Source organism: Bacillus sp. ES1-5, assembly GCF_022487605.1.
Taxonomy (GTDB): Bacteria; Bacillota; Bacilli; order Bacillales; family Bacillaceae_G; genus Bacillus_A; species Bacillus_A wiedmannii.
Window position 1 is genome coordinate 1 of record NZ_JAKVPU010000001.1, and the last position, 18,476, is coordinate 18,476.

An 18,476-nucleotide genomic window follows, 5' to 3' on the forward strand; every position below is an offset into this window, starting at 1 on the left:
GCAACAAACTATTATGTAGCATGCTACAGAATAAAGAAAATGAAATAATAGGTGAGCATATATCAACGATTATTCCTGATCGTAAAAAGTTAGTAGTTAATCAAAAGGGTAGTTTGTACAGGTATGAATGTAGGCGTGGCAACCAAGTTTTAATTGTGAATGAATCCCGTGTATATCAGAATGAGACAGAATATGGATCAATTGCCATTCTGGAAAGCAAGGGGAAAAGATTTATTAAAATATAGTTTCTTCATAATAACTCCTCCAAACTAATTTTTAATGTTCTTCAGAAAAGTTTAATGACACGTAAATCATAATTTTAATTATAAAAGATTATTAAAGGTAATTATTAATTTTTGGTTAGTAACGTACATACAATGTGTAATTAAGTGTGTGCACTATGGAGTGAATGCAGAAAAGGGTGAATGAAGCATATGAATCCATTTGAGCAAATGATGTACGTTGGTGTCATTATGTCTATTGTACTATCCGTAATGATTTTAGGATCTTTATATTATAATCCTCGTCTTTCGTTAACTGAATATCCGAAAGATATTCAAAAGGTAGTTTTTCCAAAATCGATTGATGAAAAGAAGCAAACGATTTACTTTAATATCATATATAATGCTATTCTTTTCGGTACTCCTTTCGTTTCTACATATATACTGCATAAACATGAAAAATTATTATATATTGATGCCTATTTACATATTTTTGGTATTTTAATGATTTTTAATTTAGTAGATTTGTTTATAATTGATTGGCTAATCTTTTGCTGGATTACCCCGAGATTTGTTGTTATTCCTAGTACAGAAGGGATGAAGGGTTATAAAGATTACAAGTTTCATTTAAGAGGGGCTATAGTCGGAACAAAATTTTTAGCAATCGTAAGTTTATTTTTGGCGGGAATTGCGACAACTATTTAGTATGAAGAAGGGTATGAAGAGTTTATAAAAGATGAGGAGATTGATAATGTATAGAATTAGAATTGAGAATTTGATACTATTGAAGTAGGAAGTTTTAAAAACAGTATATTAAACGGTATTAATATACTGTTGCAAATGTTTTGATACACTGTGAAATTTCCTGATTTTATGGAAATTTTTCATAGAATACAAAAAACGTAATGGAGGCTAATATGAAAAAAGTAATTGGCGCAGCAACAGCAACTGTTTTGGGATTGGGGGCTTTTACCACAACTGCTATCGCAGAAACGATCGTAACAGCAGATGTACTCAATGTACGTGAAAAACCGACTACGGAATCAAAAGTTGTCGAAAAAGTAAAGGAGGGACAAGAGTTAAAAGTAATAAATACCGAAGATGGATGGTCAAAAATTGATTTAAACGGTAAAGAAGTGTTTGTTAGTTCGGAGTTTACAAAAGATGTGTATCATGTAACAGCGAATTTGTTAAATGTCCGTTCTGATGCAAATACAGAATCAGAAATTCTTGGCAGACTGAAAAAAGATGATGTTATTGAATCAACGCATCAAGTAATAGACGGATGGCTGCAATTTGAGTATAAAGGAAAAACAGCCTATGCGAATGTTTCTTTCTTATCAAGTACAGCACCAGTTGAAAAAAAGGCTGAAGAGAAAACGAAGCAAGTAGCGAAAGTACAAAAAACGGTTAAAGCTAAGGAAGAAGCTAAAACACAAAAAGTAGTAAAGCCTAAAGAAGAAGTGAAAGTAAAAGAAGTAGAAAAAGCTAAAGAAGAAGCGAAAGTAAAAGAAGTAGTAAAGCCTAAGGAAGAAGTGAAAGTAAAAGAAGTAGTAAAGCCTAGGGAAGAAAGCGAAGGCTAAGGAAGAAGTAAAGGCCCAAGAAATAGCGAAGGCTAAAGAAGAGGCGAAAGCCCAAGAAATAGCAAAAGCAAAAGAAGAAGCAAAAGCTCAAGAAATAGCGAAGGCTAAGGAAGAAGTAAAGGCCCAAGAAATAGCGAAGGCTAAAGAAGAGGCGAAAGCCCAAGAAATAGCAAAAGCAAAAGAAGAAGCAAAAGCTCAAGAAATAGCGAAGGCTAAGGAAGAAGTAAAGGCCCAAGAAATAGCGAAGGCTAAAGAAGAGGCGAAAGCAAGAGAAGTAGCAAAAGCAAAAGAAGAATCTAAAAATAACATACAGTCTGCTAAACGTGAATTAACGGTAGTAGCGACTGCATATACTGCTGATCCAAGTGAAAATGGTACATATGGTGGACGCGTTTTAACTGCGATGGGGCATGATTTAACGGCTAATCCGAATATGAGAATTATCGCAGTTGATCCGAAAGTAATCCCATTAGGATCTAAAGTATGGGTAGAAGGTTATGGCGAAGCAATTGCTGGTGATACTGGAAGTGCTATTAAAGGAAATCGTATTGATGTTTTAATGGGCTCAAAAAGTAAAGCTATGAATTGGGGAAGACAAACTGTTAAAGTTAAAATTTTATAATAAATATAGTTAACTATATAAAAGTCAGCTCTCTTTATTGAGGCTGGCTTTTATTTTTGAGTGGAAATAAAATACAAAGCACAGAAAGAAAATAAGACTGACATATTCTGTCGGTCTTATTTTTGTATCGCAACATCAGTAAGAATCGCATTAAATATATCTTTTTGCGTGAAGTTATCTGTAAAAATAGCTTCTCTGGGAACCTCAATTGTATCGTGGGGATTATACCATTTTTCTAGGGAATCCTCACCAAATTCATGTCGTTGGTTCCTTGTGTTATGTCGTCGAATCGTTTCTTTTAACGATAAATCAAAGTAATATGTATAGACGTTTCCTTCAAAAAAATGTATTAATTCTTTCAGCATATCACCGTATCTACGACTGTTTAAAATGCCTTCTAAAATAACAAATTCACATTTTCCTTTTCCGTACTTTGTAATTTCAATTAGTAAATCATGTGATAAATTCCCCATCGTATCGTGTACCCTAAGCATATCTCTACGTACAACATCCTGTGATACTAAAAGTGTACCTTGTCCGAAATGTTCTTGTAGTTGCTTCGCGATTGTTGTTTTACCACTTGCGGAGTTGCCTCTAAGAATGATTAAAGTTGATTTAAGTATAGGATTAGACATAATGTATTCCCCCAGCGTGAATGAGTATATAGAAAATTTTAACAAATAAAGTGCGGAAAGTGTATAATTAATAGGATTGAAATAAAAAGGTGGGAGCTAGATGGAATATAAATTAAAAAAGGTGCAGCCGATTTGGAAACGGACATGGTTTCGCTATCTAGGGGCTTTTATAATTGTTCAATTACTATTTATTATTTGTGAGATTACAGGATGGGCACCAAATTTTAAGCCAAGTGGAGAGTTTTTAAATAGAATTTTACATTCTGAATTTTTCACGGAATGGTTCACTCCATATGAAATTCCTCATTTTAATGTGTTTACAGCATTTTTTGCGATTACATTGTTACCATACGCATTAATAGGTGCAATGAAAGATTTCACAACAAGGAAAAATATAAATAATTAAAAAGAGGTATTATATGCTATTTCAAAAAGATCATGTATCGGTACGGTACGTAAAAGAAGAGGATGCACAGGTCATTTCAAAATGGTTAACAGACCCAGAAGTCTTGCAGTATTACGAAGGGCGAGATAATCCGCAATCTGTAGAAATGGTACTGGATCATTTCATACATAATCCCAATAGTCATGAAAAAAGGTGTGTAATAGAGTTTGATAATATGCCGATTGGTTATATTCAAATGTATCCAGTTGATTCTGAGTGGAAAACATTATATGGCTATGAAGAATCTCAAAATATATGGGGAATGGATCAATTTATCGGTGAGCCGACTTATTGGGAAAAAGGAATTGGAACGAAACTCGTTCAGGCAGCAATTACATATATTATGGAGAACACGGGAGCAGAAGCAATCGCAATGGATCCGAAAGTAAATAATGAACGCGCGATAAAATGTTATGAAAAATGCGGATTTAAAAAGGTGAAGATATTAAAGGAACATGAGCTGCATGAGGGGAAATTAGAAGATTGTTGGATGATGGAGTATAACTCTATAGGGGATAGGTGATATAAATGAAGGCGCTACTTGTATTAGATATGCAGAAGGCGATACTAGAGTGTAAAGATTTTTCTGTTGAAAAAGAGTTAATCACAAATCTTTTAAAACGATTTAAAACGGAGAATGAACCTATTATTTTCTTAAAACACCGAGATAATAATCCAGAAAGTACGTTGTATTTTGAAGCAGCCGGCAGTGAATTAGTAGAAGAATATGCCGAGTTTGCGGATTATGTAGTTGAGAAGACAACACCTAGTGCTTTTAAAGGTACAAGTGTTGAAGAGGTATTAACAAAACATAAAGTTGATCATGTTGTAATCGTTGGATTTAATACGGAATTTTGCTGTTTATTTACAAGTATCGCTGCTTTTGAAAAAGGCTATAAAGTTACGCTCATTGAAGATGCGACAGGAACTGCTAACGATGAAGAAGTATATGAAATGCCTGGGCTTGATATAAAAGATTTTATCGGATCAGTCTTGAATTGGTCTAATGTAATTGAAGTTTTGTATTATGATGAATATATAGAGACATATACAAAAAAAGGGAGCTGCGCGAAATGAAAAAAGCTTTAATAGTAATTGATGTGCAAGCGGGTATGTATACAGCAGGAATGTCAGTACATAATGGGGAGAAGTTTTTAGAAATATTGCAAGAACTTATTGGGGAATGTCGGTCTAATAATATTCCAGTTATTTATGTACAACATAACGGGCCAAAAGATCATCCGTTAGAAAAAGGTACAGCTGGATGGAAAGTGCATGAGGCAATTGCCCCGCAAGAAGGGGACAGTATCATTGAAAAGACGACGCCAGATTCATTCCATAAGACGAACTTAAATGAAGTATTACAAGAAAAAGGGATTGAACACGTAATTATTTCAGGGATGCAAACGGAGTACTGTGTGGATACGACAACGCGAAGAGCGTTTAGTGAAGGGTATAAAGTAACGTTAGTGAGTGATGCACATAGTACGTTTCATACAGAAGTGTTACGTGCTGAAGACATTGTGAAACATCATAATGTAGTGTTTGGAGCGTTTGCTAATGTTGTTGCGTTAAAAGATTTGAAAGTGACTGCCTCTAAATAAGAGGCAGTTTTTTATTGTAAGAAATAGGGTCAAATATTTTCGGTAGATCGATATCTTGAAATAATCGTTTGTATAATTTCACGCACCATAATGAAAAGACACAAAAGGAGCACCACATAATTAAAAAGGGCGCTCCTGCATCACAATGTTATTTCTTCTTATCTTTATCCAATACATTCTGTTCTTCAGCAAATTCCGTACCATATGCAAAGCGGCGATTAATATGAATGTTATCATTGTTGTGTCTTGTGTGGGAGTTAGAAAAGCGATGAACGATTACTTCAGATAATGTAAAGACAGTAGCGGAAAGGAAACTCCCCCATGCAATTTGCATGTAATTGTCTAATAAAATATTACCGAAAATCCATACGCTTAAATACGTTAGCAAGAAATCCGACATAATGGCACCGGTATTACCTATTCGGTTTAATATGATTTTATCGACGAACATATAGGATACGATTGTAACAAAGAGACTAAATGAAATAATTTGGACGAACGTTGCAGGGAAAAATAAAGCGAGTCCAATACTAAATGCGATAATGCACGATATAAATTTGATAAGTACTACAGTAAAACCATTCAATATTTACACCTCCGATTTATACATAGTTTTACAATAAATTTAGGAGTTCATACATTGTAACGAATATATTTACATAAAACTTTTTCACGTTCAAATTTTGTCTAAATATTAAAAAAACAAAGAAAAAATGTTATAGTAAAATGAGAGTATATGACATTTTTAGGTAAGGGGGAATCCGGGGTGTGGATTACTTCAGAAGTAGAAATTCCAGATGAGTTAATTGATCATCTTGAACAAGGAAAGTTAGTACTATTTGTTGGAGCAGGAGTTTCTATGAAAGGGAAATCAAACTTACCGAATTTTGACGATCTAGTTGATGAGATTGCAAAAACGTTATATGTAGAAACGCGTGAAATAACAGAACCTCATGATTATTATCTTGGTAAAATTGCGAAAACAAAAGATGTACATCAAGTTGCAAGAGATTTAGTTCATACTGAAAAGTCAAAGCCAAATCCGCTGCATTATGCGATTCCGAGATTGTTTCCTTTAGATACGGAAGTTCGCATTGTAACAACAAATTTTGATGGACATTTTACAACTGCGATGAAAGAAATGAATAGAGAATTAAACGTATATTACGCACCTGCTTTACCTACAGGTAGAGCGTTTAAAGGACTCGCTTACATACATGGCAATATAGAACAAGAGAAAGAGGCATTAATTTTAACAGATGGTGATTTTGGAAGGGCTTACTTGACCGAAGGATGGGCAAGAAGATTTTTAGTTGATTTATTCTCGAATTATACTGTTTTATTCGTTGGGTATAGCCATAATGACCCAGTAATGAAATATTTAGCGACTGGTTTACCGCCAAGTACACGGCGTTATGCATTTGTTGCACAAGGGGAAAATACGTACCATTGGGAGCATTTAGGAATACGGCCGATTGTATACCCGAATAAAGGTAATAATCATCAATCTCTTGTTAAAGCAGTGAAGCGATGGGCAGAATTAATGGGAGATAATTATATTACAAAACGAATGCGGATTCGTGACATAGTAACAGTTCCACCGTCAGTAGAGCAGGAGCAATTATCATACATAAAACAATCCATAAAAAAAATTGAAACAGTCCGCTACTTTGTTGAATTTGCTCATGATTATGAATGGGTGGAATGGCTTGAAGCAGAAGGGAAATTACAAAATTTATTTTTAGTTACATCAAACGATAATGAGGTAGATGAATTACTTGCAGAATGGTTAGTCGAACAATTTCTTTTTAGTCATCAAAAAGAATTATTTCAATTAATTTTTAAAAATCATTCTAAAATATCTCCGTTATTATGGAGAACAATTTGTAGCTACTTAAACGAAACAAAAATTAAAATGGACCCGTTGTTGTTTGCAAGATGGACACTTCTTTTATTAGAAACAGCTGAAAAAGATAGTAAATCAATTGGAAAAATTTCTTACTTACTCCAAAAATGTTCTTTTCCTGAGCATAAAGAGATTGCTTTATTATTACTAACGTTTATTTTGGATGGAAAGCTTAAGTTAAAGCGGGAGAGAAAATGGGGAAATGATACAGAAGAATCAATAGAACTTGAGGAATCGAGTCGTTTACCAGTGTCTACATTTTCTTATGTGGAGCAAATTTGGAATGAGAAGATGAAACCCTATATTTCCTATTACGCCGTACCAATTATGATGATGGGAATAGAGAAGATGCGAATGTTATCACTACGACAAACAGCACTGAAAAAAAAGGATAAGGAAAATGTTGAAAAAGAGTTTCAGCAAAATGATCTTGCATTTTTAATTCAAATTGTAAAAGAGTGTTTAACTTATTTGTGTGAAAATAATGAAAAAAAAGCAAATTATTATATTACAGAAATGATAGAAGCAAATAGCATGCTTCAGAACCGAATTGCAATTGATGCAATGAATAAAAATATATTCGTTAGCGCCGATGCAAAAATGAAATGGTTGTTACAGGAAGGACTTCTTTTAGATGTCACGTATAAACACGAAGTTTTTCAACTTATAAAAAATCATTTCGTACTCTCTTTAGAAAAAACAAAGGAAGAGGTTATTCAAATTGTATTAAAGGACCTTGCAGAGGAGAGAGCATTTGATGTTTGTTTAGTTTTAGATTTATTATTCACTTGTGATTCAAATAGTCCATCTACAGCAAAAGGTTATGAGTTAATGAAGCAAAAACATCCTCACTTTCATTCTGATCGATATAGTGTACAAAAGAAAGAGACCGCAGATCAAAGTATTACTTGTAATGTAACTGCTGATGGATTATTGCAGCTGAAAGACGATGAAATTATGAAGCAAGTTCGTCAATTTTCTCAAGACGGTGTTTTTGAACAAAGCCATTTTTTAGAGATGTTATCGAAAGCATGTAAATTGAATACAGAATGGAGTATTTCATTTGCCTATCAATTAGTTGGGATGCACGAAATAAGTAATGAAGTATGGTTTGTTTGTATTAGAGAGTGGCGAAATAATCGAGGATTGACAAATGAACAAATCCAAAAAGTAATTCCGCTATTACAGAAATTTGTTAGAAATACTGCTTTTCATTGGTTAATTAGTAGCTTTCTATATGAAATTAGTAATCGATTAGAAGAGTTAGAGGAAAATAGTATACGCAGTGTGAAACGTTTTGCTTTTTCGGTATTCCCTCAAGTAATGAAAAGTGATACAGATTTTAAGCTTGGAAAACAAGACTTTTATAATGAATCGATCCAGCATCCTGTTGGGAAAATGACAGCTGTATTATTAAAACTGTTATCATATGATCATTTATACGATCGTAACGTGTATGAATATTTATTTTTATTTGAAGAACAAGTAAGAGTTAGTACAGAACGGACAAATTTTATGTTAGCGCGTTTAGTAGCAGATATTACATTTCTTTATCATATCGAGAAGCAATGGTGCCGAAAATATTTGCTACCGTATTTAGATTTAAAGAAGGAAAATGAGATTACGAAATATGCATGGGCAGGCGTATGTTACACGCAAATCAATTTACCTTTATTTACAGAGATGAAGCGATTTATTAAGTATGCGGTAGAACATTTGGAAGTATTGCATCCGCATACGAGGGAAGCTTTCTTGAAATGGCTCAGTTTTGTATTTATTAAATGTGTACTGTATTGGGAGCAAAAAACAGATTGGTTATACCCGTTACTTATACAAGAAAATGAAGAAAATAAAATTAAATTTATGGAGTTTTTATGCTATTACGTCAAAACGTTGAGTGCAAAAGAACAACAAAAATTTTGGGCATCTTGGCTCAGTGTATTTTTGCGAGAGCGACCGAAAATGGGTGAAATCACAGCTAGAGAATATGTAATGCTTTTGCGTATTATTTTATTTATGGATGAAATAGTAGAAAGAGGATTATCTATAATAAAAACATTTTCAGATGTGGTTGGAAAAGGGAATCAAACGGAGTTAAAACAGTTGTTTAATGGAATACTTGAAAAGACAGAGAGTATAGAAATGTATAAAGAATTGTATGCAAATGTATTTTTTACTTTATTACAAACGCTTCAGGAAGCCGATTTACTTGAAACTGAAATCATTCAAATAAAAGAAATATTAATCCAGTATGGAGTAGAAAAATATGTATTAAATGCAATAGATAATGAGATAATTCGCATCGGAATTGTTATGGAGAATTTACAAGAAGAAATGTAGGGCGGAAGTGGAATTTTAAAAAATATATAAAAAGTTGTTGACAGTGTTTTGAAAAGCGTTCTATAATACGAATCATACTTATTCAATTTCAAAAACATTTGAATAAACAAAGTGCAATGAAGAGATCACAGTAGTGGTTAGTCTTACTGTAGCAGAGAGCTGGTGGTTGGTGTGAACCAGTACAGGGATAATCATGAATTACAGTCTTGGAGCATCTTTTTCGTAGTAAAGATAGTATTGTCTTTATGAAGAAAAAGCGGTCAATTGATCGTTAACAGTGAAGAGAGGTAGACGGAAAGTTAGTCTACAACTAGGGTGGTACCGCGATAAATATCGTCCCTACTGATTTATTCAGTAGGGACTTTTTGTATTTTAGTGGTCCAACTTGAAAATTAAATATATATGCGTTGAAAGGAAAAGCAGTAGTTGTTGTTTCCCTGTAACAGAGAGCTGGTGGTTGGTGTGAACCAGTACAAAAACAAGAGCGAATTACAGTCCTAGAGCATCTTTTTCGTAATAAAGATAAGTATTGTCTTTATGAAGGGAAAGACGGTCAGATGATCGTTAACAATGAAGAGAGGTAGACGAAAGAAGTCTACAACTAGGGTGGTACCGCGATAAATATCGTCCCTACTGATTGGATCAGTAGGGATTTTTTGTACAAAAAAGTGGGTTTTTATCTAGTCGATAGTGTCCTTATAGTAAGTATTCGTTTAAAATAAGAAGAGGTATCGATTCCACTTAAAATTTGTATAATTTATCAGTTCAGAAAATAGAGAATTTTTCATTCTCTTACTATACTTTTAAAACATTAGAGGAGGATTTCCAAATGGCAAATCATGAATTAGATCAATTACGTAAACAGGTAGATGAAATTAACTTACAACTATTACACCTTTTAAACAAACGTGGTGAAATCGTTCAAAAAATTGGGGAGCAAAAGCAAGTACAAGGTACGAAACGTTTTGATCCAGTACGTGAGCGTGAAGTACTTGATATGATCGCAGAGCATAACGAAGGACCATTCGAAACGTCAACTGTTCAACATATTTTCAAAACAATCTTCAAAGCTAGCTTAGAATTACAAGAAGATGATAACCGTAAAGCATTACTAGTATCACGTAAAAAGAAACAAGAAAATACAATCGTTAATGTAAAAGGTGAATTGATTGGAAACGGAACACAAACGTTCATAATGGGACCTTGTGCGGTAGAAAGTTTAGAGCAAGTTCGCCAAGTAGGGCAAGCGATGAAAGACCAAGGTCTAAAATTAATGCGCGGTGGTGCTTTCAAACCGAGAACATCTCCATACGATTTCCAAGGTTTAGGAGTAGAAGGATTACAAATTTTACGCCAAGTAGCAGATGAGTTCGACTTAGCGATCATTAGTGAAATTTTAAATCCGAACGATGTTGAAATGGCATTAGACTACGTTGATGTAATTCAAGTTGGTGCACGTAACATGCAAAACTTCGATTTATTACGAGCTGTAGGTAAAGTTAACAAGCCAGTATTATTAAAACGTGGATTAGCAGCAACAATTGATGAGTTCATTAACGCAGCTGAATACATCATTGCACAAGGTAACGACCAAATTATTCTATGTGAGCGCGGTATCCGCACATACGAAAGAGCAACACGTAACACATTAGATATTTCAGCAGTACCGATTTTAAAGAAAGAAACACATTTACCAGTAATCGTTGACGTAACGCATTCAACTGGACGTAGAGACTTATTATTACCAACAGCGAAAGCAGCACTTGCAATTGGCGCAGATGCAGTAATGGCTGAAGTACACCCAGACCCAGCGGTTGCATTATCAGATTCTGCACAACAAATGGATATTCCAGAATTCCATAGATTCATGGATGAGTTAAAAGGTTTCAAAAATAAATTATCTTAATTCCATATCATATATGCGCTGAAGAGGAAACAGTAGTGCTTATCTCCCTGTTATAGAGAGCTGATGGTCGGTGTGAATCAGTACAAAGGTAAGCATGAATTACAGCCTTGGAGCATCTTTCCCGCCGCAAATGGAGGGAAAGACGGTCAAACGATCGTTAAAGAAGAAGAGAGGTAGACGATAGTTGTCTACAACTAGGGTGGTACCGCGATAAACATCGTCCCTACTGAGCGCTCAGTAGGGACTTTTTTGTACAAAAAAATAGTAAAGGGGTAAGAGAAATGAGATACATTACAGCTGGAGAATCACATGGGCCGCAGTTAACAGTTATTTTAGAAGGTGTACCAGCAGGTTTAACATTAACAGCGGAACATATTAATAAAGAATTATTAAGAAGACAAAAAGGGCACGGACGCGGAAGACGTATGCAAATTGAAACTGATACAGTTGAAATTGTAAGTGGTGTTCGACATGGGATGACACTTGGCTCACCGATCACGTTAATTGTAAAAAATGATGATTTCAAACATTGGACGAAAGTAATGGGTGCAGAGCCAATTTCGGAAAAAGAAAGTAAAGATATGAAACGTACAATTACAAAACCACGTCCAGGACATGCGGATTTAAACGGCGCAATTAAATATGGACATCGTGATATAAGAAACGTACTAGAGCGCTCATCTGCAAGAGAAACGACAGTTCGTGTAGCTGCTGGTGCAGTTGCGAAACAAATTTTGAAAGAATTAGGCGTAGAAATTGCAGGGCATGTTCTTGAAATTGGTGGGGTACAAGCGAAACGAATTTCAAACTTACCAATAGAAGAAATTCAAACGATTACTGAAAATTCACCAGTTCGATGTTTAGATAAAGAAGTAGAACAAGAGATGATGGATGCGATAGATAACGCTAAAAGTAGCGGGGATTCAATCGGCGGTATTGTTGAAGTTATTGCAGAAGGTATGCCAATAGGTGTTGGTAGTTACGTTCATTACGATCGTAAATTAGATGCAAAACTTGCTGGTGCAATTATGAGTATTAATGCATTTAAAGGTGCTGAAATTGGCGTTGGTTTTGAAGCAGCAAGACAGCCGGGAAGTAAAGTACACGATGAAATATTATGGGATGAAGAAAATGGATACACGAGAAAAACGAATAATGCTGGCGGTTTAGAAGGTGGTATGACAACAGGAATGCCAATAGTCGTAAGAGGTGTAATGAAACCAATACCTACATTATACAAGCCGTTAGCAAGTGTTGACATTGATACGAAAGAAGCGTTCCAAGCGAGTATTGAAAGATCTGATAGTTGTGCAGTACCAGCAGCAGGTGTAGTAGCTGAATCTGTTGTAGCATGGGAACTTGCACATGCACTAGTCGAACAATTCGGAAAAGATCGTATGGATTTAATTCAGCAAAACATTACGCAACATAACAAATACGCAAAAGAATTTTAATAAAAAGGTGGTTTTAACATGCAAGTAAAAGATCAACTATCATCATTACAACCATACAAACCAGGTAAATCACCTGAACAAATGAAAGAAGTGTACGGAGATCATTCATTTGTGAAATTAGCATCAAATGAAAATCCATTCGGCTGCTCACCACGTGTTTTAGATGAGTTGCAAAAATCGTGGTTGGAACATGCTTTATATCCTGACGGAGGTGCTACAACGCTCCGTCAAACAATTGCAAATAAGTTACATGTACAAATGGAACAAGTACTTTGCGGTAGTGGTTTAGATGAGGTTATTCAAATGATCAGTCGTGCAGTACTGAAGGCAGGAGATAACATCGTAACGGCTGGTGCAACATTCCCGCAGTACCGTCATCATGCAATTATTGAAGGTTGTGAAGTGAAAGAAATTCCTTTAAATAACGGTGTATACGATTTAGACGAAATTTCGTCAGCGGTAAATAATAATACGAAAATCGTATGGATTTGTAATCCGAACAATCCGACAGGCACATATGTGAATAATCGAAAATTAACTCAATTTATTGAAGGTATTAGTGAAAATACGTTAATTGTCATTGATGAAGCGTACTATGAATACGTAACAGCAAAAGATTTCCCGGAGACATTACCGCTTTTAGAAAAACATAAAAATATTCTTGTACTTAGAACATTTTCTAAAGCGTACGGATTAGCTTCTTTCCGCGTTGGATATGCGATTGGACAGGAAGAGTTAATCGAGAAATTAAATGTCGTACGTTTGCCATTTAACGTATCTTCATTAGCGCAAAAAGCAGCGACGATTGCTTTTGGTGATGATGAGTTTATTGAAGAAATAGTTCGTGTGAATACAGAGGGATTACAACAATACGAGAGCTTTTGTAAGGAAAATGAAATTCCGTTTTATCCATCGCAAACAAATTTCATCTTCTTGCCAGTTGAGAATGCTGGAGAGATTTATGAAGCTTGTGCACACGCAGGGTTTATTATACGTCCGTTCCCGAATGGTGTCCGTATTACAGTCGGAACAAGGGAGCAAAATGAAGGAGTGATTTCAGTGTTAAAACAACACTTTGAAAATAAAAAAAGAAAGTCTCGAGATGAGGCAAATGCGTAAAAAGGTAGTATTAATTGGAACAGGTTTAATAGGAGGCTCTCTCGCATTAGCAATTAAGAAAGAGCACGATGTAACGATAACAGGTTATGATATTTTTCAAGAACAAGTAGAGCGTGCAAAAGAATTACACGTAGTAGATGAAGTAGCGGTAGATTTACAGCGTGCATGCGAAGAGGCGCATTTAATTGTTTTTGCTTCTCCAGTTGAAGAAACGAAGAAGTTATTACACAAATTAGCGTCATTTCGTTTAAGAGAAGATGTTATTGTAACCGATGTTGGTAGTACAAAAGGAACGATTATGAATGAAGCGGAAGCTTTATTTTCAAAGGAAGTATCTTTCATTGGTGGACATCCGATGGCAGGTTCTCATAAGACTGGAGTTGAAAGTGCAAAAGCGCATTTATTTGAAAATGCATTTTACATTTTAACGCCGATGAATCATGTGCCAAATGAACATGTGGAAGAACTAAAGCGTTGGTTACAAGGAACAGGATCTCATTTTCTCGTTTTAAATACGGAAGAACATGATTATGTAACAGGGATTGTTAGTCATTTTCCGCATCTTATCGCAGCAGGATTAGTGAAACAAGTGGAGAAACATGCAGGAGATAATCCACTTATTCATCAACTAGCTGCCGGAGGGTTTAAAGACATTACACGTATCGCATCTAGTAGCCCAAAAATGTGGAGTGATATTGTTAAGCAAAATCGTGAGCATTTAATGGTATTATTAAAAGAGTGGATCTCTGAAATGGAAGATTTATATGATACAGTTTCTACCGGAGATGCAGGCGAGATTCAAAACTATTTTGCAGACGCGAAAGAATACCGTGACTCTTTACCAGTACGAAAGAGAGGGGCAATTCCTGCCTATCACGACTTATACGTTGATGTCTTAGATAAAGTAGGGGCATTGGCTCATATTACGAGTATTCTAGCGCGCGAAGAAATTAGTATTACGAACTTGCAAATATTAGAAGCGCGTGAAGGGTTGCTTGGGGTGTTACGTATTAGCTTCCAAAGAGAAGAAGATCGTATGAAAGCAAAGCTAGCGCTTGGAGAAGAAAAATACCAAACTTATGAAACAATTTAAATGAGAAGGTGAAAACGTGAAGGAAAGATCGATACAACCTGTTAATAACGGATTAAATGGCAACATTACAATTCCAGGAGATAAATCCATTTCACACCGTGCTGTCATGTTCGGCGCGATTGCAGAGGGAACAACAACAATTAAAGGTTTCTTGCCTGGTGCAGACTGTTTAAGTACGATTTCTTGCTTTAAAGAAATGGGAGTAGACATAGTGCAAAACGGTGATGAAGTCACTGTAGTTGGTAAAGGGTTAGAAGGATTACAAGAACCGAAAGCTGTATTAGATGTTGGTAATTCTGGTACAACGATACGATTAATGTCAGGAATTTTGGCAAATACACCATTTTTCTCTTGCGTACAAGGTGATTCATCTATCGCAAAAAGACCGATGAAACGTGTAACAAATCCATTAAAACAAATGGGTGCAATCATTGATGGCCGCGAAGAAGGAACGTTTACACCGTTAACAATACGTGGCGGAGATTTACAAGCAATTGAATACACTTCACCTGTAGCAAGTGCACAAGTAAAGTCAGCTATTTTACTTGCAGGACTTCGAGCAGAAGGTGTAACAGCTGTTACAGAACCACATATTTCACGCGATCATACAGAAAGAATGCTTGAAGCATTTGGAGTTAAAGTAACTCGCGAAGGAAAAACAGTGAAACTTGCAGGTGGGCAAAAGTTAACAGCAACAGACGTTCAAGTGCCAGGTGACGTATCATCAGCAGCATTTTTCTTAGTAGCAGGCGCAATCATTCCAAATAGTAAACTAGTATTACAAAATGTAGGGATGAACCCAACTCGTACAGGTATTATTGATGTTTTAGAGAAAATGGGTGCTATGTTCACTGTAGAGCCAATTAACGAAGGATCATCAGAACCAGCAGCAAAAATTACGATCGAAACATCTTCATTAAAAGGAATTGAAATTGGCGGAGATATTATCCCAAGATTAATCGATGAAATTCCTGTTATCGCCTTAGCGGCAACGCAAGCAGAAGGAATTACAGTAATTAAAGATGCGCACGAATTAAAAGTAAAAGAAACGAACCGTATCGATACAGTCGTTGCGGAGTTAACGAAACTAGGAGCGCGCATAGAAGCAACTGATGATGGCATGATTATTTACGGGAAATCAGCACTAAAAGGAAATACAGTAAATAGTTACGGTGATCACCGCATCGGAATGATGCTTGCAATTGCCGGCTGTCTAGCAGAAGGAAAAACAACAATTGAAGACGCAGAAGCAGTAGGCGTATCATATCCTACATTCTTCGAAGAACTTCAAAAGTTAGCAAAATAAAGTAATAAAAAGCAGATACGGGATGTATCTGCTTTTTATATTGGATTCGTGTCGTTAAGTTCATATAATTTCATTCGCCGCACTGGAATATTGAGAATTATGGTACAATTCAAACAAGGAATGGAGGAGAAATATATGAACGTTATACGATTAAAAGAAGATAGATTTAGAGAAGCATTACGCTTATCGGAATACGCTTTTCAATATAAAGTTGATGAGGAACGATTGCAGCAACAACTTACAAAGATGAAAGAAAGTCATGAAATATACGGTATTATGGAAGGTGAAGATGTAGCAGCAAAACTGCACCTTATTCCGTTTCATATATACATAGGTAAAGAAAAATTTAAAATGGGTGGCGTTGCAGGGGTAGCGACGTATCCTGAGTATAGAAGAAGTGGATATGTAAAAGAATTGCTTCAACACTCACTTCAAACGATGAAACATGACGGATATACAGTATCGATGCTACATCCATTTGCTGTTTCATTTTACCGTAAATACGGCTGGGAACTTTGTGCGAATCTCTTTGTATGTCATATGACAAAGAGTGATTTAGTTATGAAAAAACAAGTAAATGGTACTGTGAAACGTTTCAATAAAGAAAATCATTCAGAAGAAGTCGAGAAGATTTATGAAACATTTGCAGAACGTTTTTCTGGTATGCTAGTTCGCGATGAAAAATGGTGGTTACAAGCTGTTTATGATGATTTAACATTAGCGATTTATTACGATGAAAATAAAAAGGCAACTGGCTACATGCTATATAAAATAGAAAACTACAAAATGACAGTAGAAGAATTTGTTCCGCTGCATAATGAAGCACGAAATGGTCTGTGGAACTTTATTTGTCAGCATGATTCTATGATTAAAGAACTTGAAATGACAGTAAGTGAAAACGAACCGTTATTATATACACTGCAAGAGCCGCGAGTGAAGGCAGAAATAAAACCATATTTTATGGGCAGAATTGTAGATGTGGAGCAGTTCTTAAAACAATATGAGTTGAACTGGAACAATGCACAGCAAGAAGTAATTTTACATATTACAGATTCATTTGCACCGTGGAATAACGTTACAGTGAGGCTTGCAAATCATGAAATAACAATTATAGAAGAAGAAATAAAGGATAAAGGAATTAGGCTAGATATAAATGCATTATCTACAATAATGTTTGGATACAAACGTCCGTTACAACTTAATGAACTAGAATTAATTAGCGGAAGTGAAGAGGAAATACGAGCGTTTGAGAATATAGTTCCGGTACGTAAAGCATTTATTTATGATTTCTTTTAAGTTATAAAGAGGAAATTGGGCTGTCCCAAACAAAATTTTGGGACGGTTTTCTCTTATATTGTCAGTTTTTGTCGGTAAGTCGATATATCTCGGAAATCGCTGATATAATCTCATTCATAAACAAGGGATAAAAAAACGCAACGATACTGGTCACGCACTTGACTTTTAATCCATGTAATTTATAATTAAAAACGGAATGAATTTTCATTCCTGAAAATAGAGGTGGAAAAAATGGCTAAAAACAAACAAGAGGATATTTTTGATGCTGCGATGCAACTTTTCGCAGAGCGTGGTTACGATGGTACTACAATTCCAATGATCGCTGAAAAAGCAAAGGTCGGTGCGGGTACTATTTATCGCTACTTTGAAAATAAAGAGGCGCTTGTTAACTCATTATTTTCAAAAAGTATGTTAGAGCTTTCTGAAGTGATAAAAACGGATTTTCCTGTTGAAGCAAATATTCGTGAACAGTTTAGTCATACTTACAACCGTTTATTTGAATTTGCGAGAAACAATGTGGACGCTTTTTTGTTTACAAATTCTCACTGCGATAGTTATTTTCTTGACGAACAGAGTAAGAAAATATTTGACAATTTTATAGGCTTCTTTATGAATATTATTGAAGATGGAATCGAAAAAGGTTTTCTTCGTCCATTGCCTCCAGTTGCTTTAATTATTATTGTATATCAACCGCTAGAAAAACTAACGAAGGTAATTGCAACAGGGCAATTAGAATACTCAAAAGAATTAGTAAAAGAATTGGAAGAAAGTTCTTGGAACGCTATTAGAATCATTTGATTCTATAGCTTATAAGTGTAGGAATGAATATTCATTCCTGAATAGATTTGAAAAATGAGAGTAGGAGAGGATATTTGTGTAATTATGGGAATGAACATTCATTCCGGAAAAGGTAGTTTAATAGATTTTACAAAATAATGTAATAGAA

At 35.2% G+C, this 18,476-nt stretch carries 15 protein-coding genes, 2 pseudogenes and 3 other annotated features; of the genes and pseudogenes, 15 read left to right on the forward strand and 2 right to left on the reverse strand.

Features of this window, described 5'->3' with window-relative positions; genetic code table 11:
* The 3 genes and pseudogenes from MKO96_RS00005 to entB form a co-directional block, all read left to right on the forward strand.
* Positions 1–227 (forward strand): annotated as a pseudogene (locus MKO96_RS00005) (sigma-54-dependent Fis family transcriptional regulator); the annotation flags it as partial.
* Between the two features lie 207 nt (positions 228–434).
* Entirely contained in the window at positions 435–926 is a 492-nt protein-coding gene (locus tag MKO96_RS00010; protein WP_140386811.1) for a nitroreductase, read from the forward strand.
* Positions 927–1,138: 212 nt separating this feature from the next.
* A pseudogene (gene entB / locus MKO96_RS00015) lies at positions 1,139–2,426 on the forward strand (cell wall-binding protein EntB).
* A gap of 116 nt (positions 2,427–2,542) precedes the next feature.
* Here the strand turns inward: entB and MKO96_RS00020 are convergent.
* Positions 2,543–3,061, reverse strand: coding sequence for a kinase (locus MKO96_RS00020; RefSeq protein WP_240586221.1), 519 nt, complete (start codon positions 3,059–3,061; stop codon positions 2,543–2,545).
* Between the two features lie 100 nt (positions 3,062–3,161).
* On the opposite strand from MKO96_RS00020, the gene MKO96_RS00025 reads away from it, so the two are divergent.
* Genes MKO96_RS00025 through MKO96_RS00040 form a run of 4 tightly spaced genes read left to right on the forward strand, consistent with a single transcriptional unit; the run spans position 3,162 to position 5,110 of the window.
* Positions 3,162–3,467 (forward strand): YfzA family protein, encoded by a 306-nt coding sequence (locus MKO96_RS00025; protein WP_087980789.1) that lies wholly within the window; start codon positions 3,162–3,164, stop codon positions 3,465–3,467.
* Between the two features lie 13 nt (positions 3,468–3,480).
* On the forward strand, positions 3,481–4,029 hold the full coding sequence (locus MKO96_RS00030; protein ID WP_240586222.1) for a GNAT family N-acetyltransferase: 549 nt from the start codon (positions 3,481–3,483) through the stop codon (positions 4,027–4,029).
* Between the two features lie 5 nt (positions 4,030–4,034).
* The gene (locus MKO96_RS00035; protein ID WP_240586223.1) at positions 4,035–4,583 is read left to right on the forward strand and encodes an isochorismatase family protein; all 549 of its coding nucleotides are present in this window, start codon (positions 4,035–4,037) and stop codon (positions 4,581–4,583) included.
* Entirely contained in the window at positions 4,580–5,110 is a 531-nt protein-coding gene (locus tag MKO96_RS00040; RefSeq protein WP_240586224.1) for a cysteine hydrolase family protein, read from the forward strand. Before MKO96_RS00035 ends, MKO96_RS00040 begins: the two co-directional genes overlap by 4 nt.
* 148 nt (positions 5,111–5,258) lie before the next feature.
* Here MKO96_RS00040 and MKO96_RS00045 read toward each other — a convergent pair whose 3' ends face one another.
* Positions 5,259–5,696 carry a YndM family protein gene (locus tag MKO96_RS00045; RefSeq protein WP_001013096.1) on the reverse strand — a complete coding sequence of 146 codons (438 nt, stop codon included), beginning with the start codon at positions 5,694–5,696 and terminating at the stop codon, positions 5,259–5,261.
* 150 nt (positions 5,697–5,846) lie between these two features.
* Here MKO96_RS00045 and MKO96_RS00050 point away from each other — a divergent pair, with 150 nt between their 5' ends.
* The 8 genes from MKO96_RS00050 (at position 5,847) to MKO96_RS00085 (ending at position 18,328) form a co-directional block, all read left to right on the forward strand.
* Entirely contained in the window at positions 5,847–9,356 is a 3,510-nt protein-coding gene (locus MKO96_RS00050; RefSeq protein WP_240586225.1) for a DUF4020 domain-containing protein, read from the forward strand.
* Between the two features lie 107 nt (positions 9,357–9,463).
* Positions 9,464–9,700, forward strand: a binding site (T-box leader).
* A gap of 54 nt (positions 9,701–9,754) precedes the next feature.
* Positions 9,755–9,991: a binding site (T-box leader), on the forward strand.
* A gap of 194 nt (positions 9,992–10,185) precedes the next feature.
* Complete coding sequence (locus tag MKO96_RS00055) at positions 10,186–11,262, forward strand: bifunctional 3-deoxy-7-phosphoheptulonate synthase/chorismate mutase (RefSeq protein WP_001273578.1); 1,077 nt, start codon at positions 10,186–10,188, stop codon at positions 11,260–11,262.
* Positions 11,263–11,271: 9 nt separating this feature from the next.
* Positions 11,272–11,490 (forward strand) — a binding site (T-box leader).
* A 53-nt stretch (positions 11,491–11,543) separates the two neighbouring features.
* Positions 11,544–12,716 carry a chorismate synthase gene (gene aroC / locus MKO96_RS00060; protein WP_001269422.1) on the forward strand — a complete coding sequence of 391 codons (1,173 nt, stop codon included), beginning with the start codon at positions 11,544–11,546 and terminating at the stop codon, positions 12,714–12,716.
* Between the two features lie 18 nt (positions 12,717–12,734).
* On the forward strand, positions 12,735–13,835 hold the full coding sequence (hisC, locus tag MKO96_RS00065; RefSeq protein WP_240586226.1) for a histidinol-phosphate transaminase: 1,101 nt from the start codon (positions 12,735–12,737) through the stop codon (positions 13,833–13,835).
* A complete protein-coding gene (tyrA, locus tag MKO96_RS00070) occupies positions 13,828–14,928 on the forward strand; it encodes a prephenate dehydrogenase (protein ID WP_023522270.1) in 1,101 nt (366 codons plus the stop codon). The genes hisC and tyrA overlap by 8 nt, the downstream gene beginning before the upstream one ends.
* 16 nt (positions 14,929–14,944) lie before the next feature.
* Positions 14,945–16,234, forward strand: coding sequence for a 3-phosphoshikimate 1-carboxyvinyltransferase (gene aroA / locus MKO96_RS00075; RefSeq protein WP_240586227.1), 1,290 nt, complete (start codon positions 14,945–14,947; stop codon positions 16,232–16,234).
* Positions 16,235–16,369: 135 nt separating this feature from the next.
* Entirely contained in the window at positions 16,370–17,530 is a 1,161-nt protein-coding gene (locus MKO96_RS00080; RefSeq protein ID WP_240586228.1) for a GNAT family N-acetyltransferase, read from the forward strand.
* A 231-nt stretch (positions 17,531–17,761) separates the two neighbouring features.
* Positions 17,762–18,328 carry a TetR/AcrR family transcriptional regulator gene (locus tag MKO96_RS00085; protein WP_240586229.1) on the forward strand — a complete coding sequence of 189 codons (567 nt, stop codon included), beginning with the start codon at positions 17,762–17,764 and terminating at the stop codon, positions 18,326–18,328.
* Positions 18,329–18,476: the final 148 nt, after the last annotated feature.

What these genes read in the sequence shown, in the direction of transcription:
- MKO96_RS00010 (WP_140386811.1), top strand. Translation starts at nt 435, where the DNA reads ATGAATCCATTTGAGCAAATGATGTACGTTGGTGTCATTATGTCTATT.
- MKO96_RS00020 (WP_240586221.1), bottom strand. Translation starts at nt 3,061, where the DNA reads ATGTCTAATCCTATACTTAAATCAACTTTAATCATTCTTAGAGGCAAC.
- MKO96_RS00025 (WP_087980789.1), top strand. Translation starts at nt 3,162, where the DNA reads ATGGAATATAAATTAAAAAAGGTGCAGCCGATTTGGAAACGGACATGG.
- MKO96_RS00030 (WP_240586222.1), top strand. Translation starts at nt 3,481, where the DNA reads ATGCTATTTCAAAAAGATCATGTATCGGTACGGTACGTAAAAGAAGAG.
- MKO96_RS00035 (WP_240586223.1), top strand. Translation starts at nt 4,035, where the DNA reads ATGAAGGCGCTACTTGTATTAGATATGCAGAAGGCGATACTAGAGTGT.
- MKO96_RS00040 (WP_240586224.1), top strand. Translation starts at nt 4,580, where the DNA reads ATGAAAAAAGCTTTAATAGTAATTGATGTGCAAGCGGGTATGTATACA.
- MKO96_RS00050 (WP_240586225.1), top strand. Translation starts at nt 5,847, where the DNA reads ATGACATTTTTAGGTAAGGGGGAATCCGGGGTGTGGATTACTTCAGAA.
- MKO96_RS00055 (WP_001273578.1), top strand. Translation starts at nt 10,186, where the DNA reads ATGGCAAATCATGAATTAGATCAATTACGTAAACAGGTAGATGAAATT.
- aroC (WP_001269422.1), top strand. Translation starts at nt 11,544, where the DNA reads ATGAGATACATTACAGCTGGAGAATCACATGGGCCGCAGTTAACAGTT.
- hisC (WP_240586226.1), top strand. Translation starts at nt 12,735, where the DNA reads ATGCAAGTAAAAGATCAACTATCATCATTACAACCATACAAACCAGGT.
- tyrA (WP_023522270.1), top strand. Translation starts at nt 13,828, where the DNA reads ATGCGTAAAAAGGTAGTATTAATTGGAACAGGTTTAATAGGAGGCTCT.
- MKO96_RS00080 (WP_240586228.1), top strand. Translation starts at nt 16,370, where the DNA reads ATGAACGTTATACGATTAAAAGAAGATAGATTTAGAGAAGCATTACGC.
- MKO96_RS00085 (WP_240586229.1), top strand. Translation starts at nt 17,762, where the DNA reads ATGGCTAAAAACAAACAAGAGGATATTTTTGATGCTGCGATGCAACTT.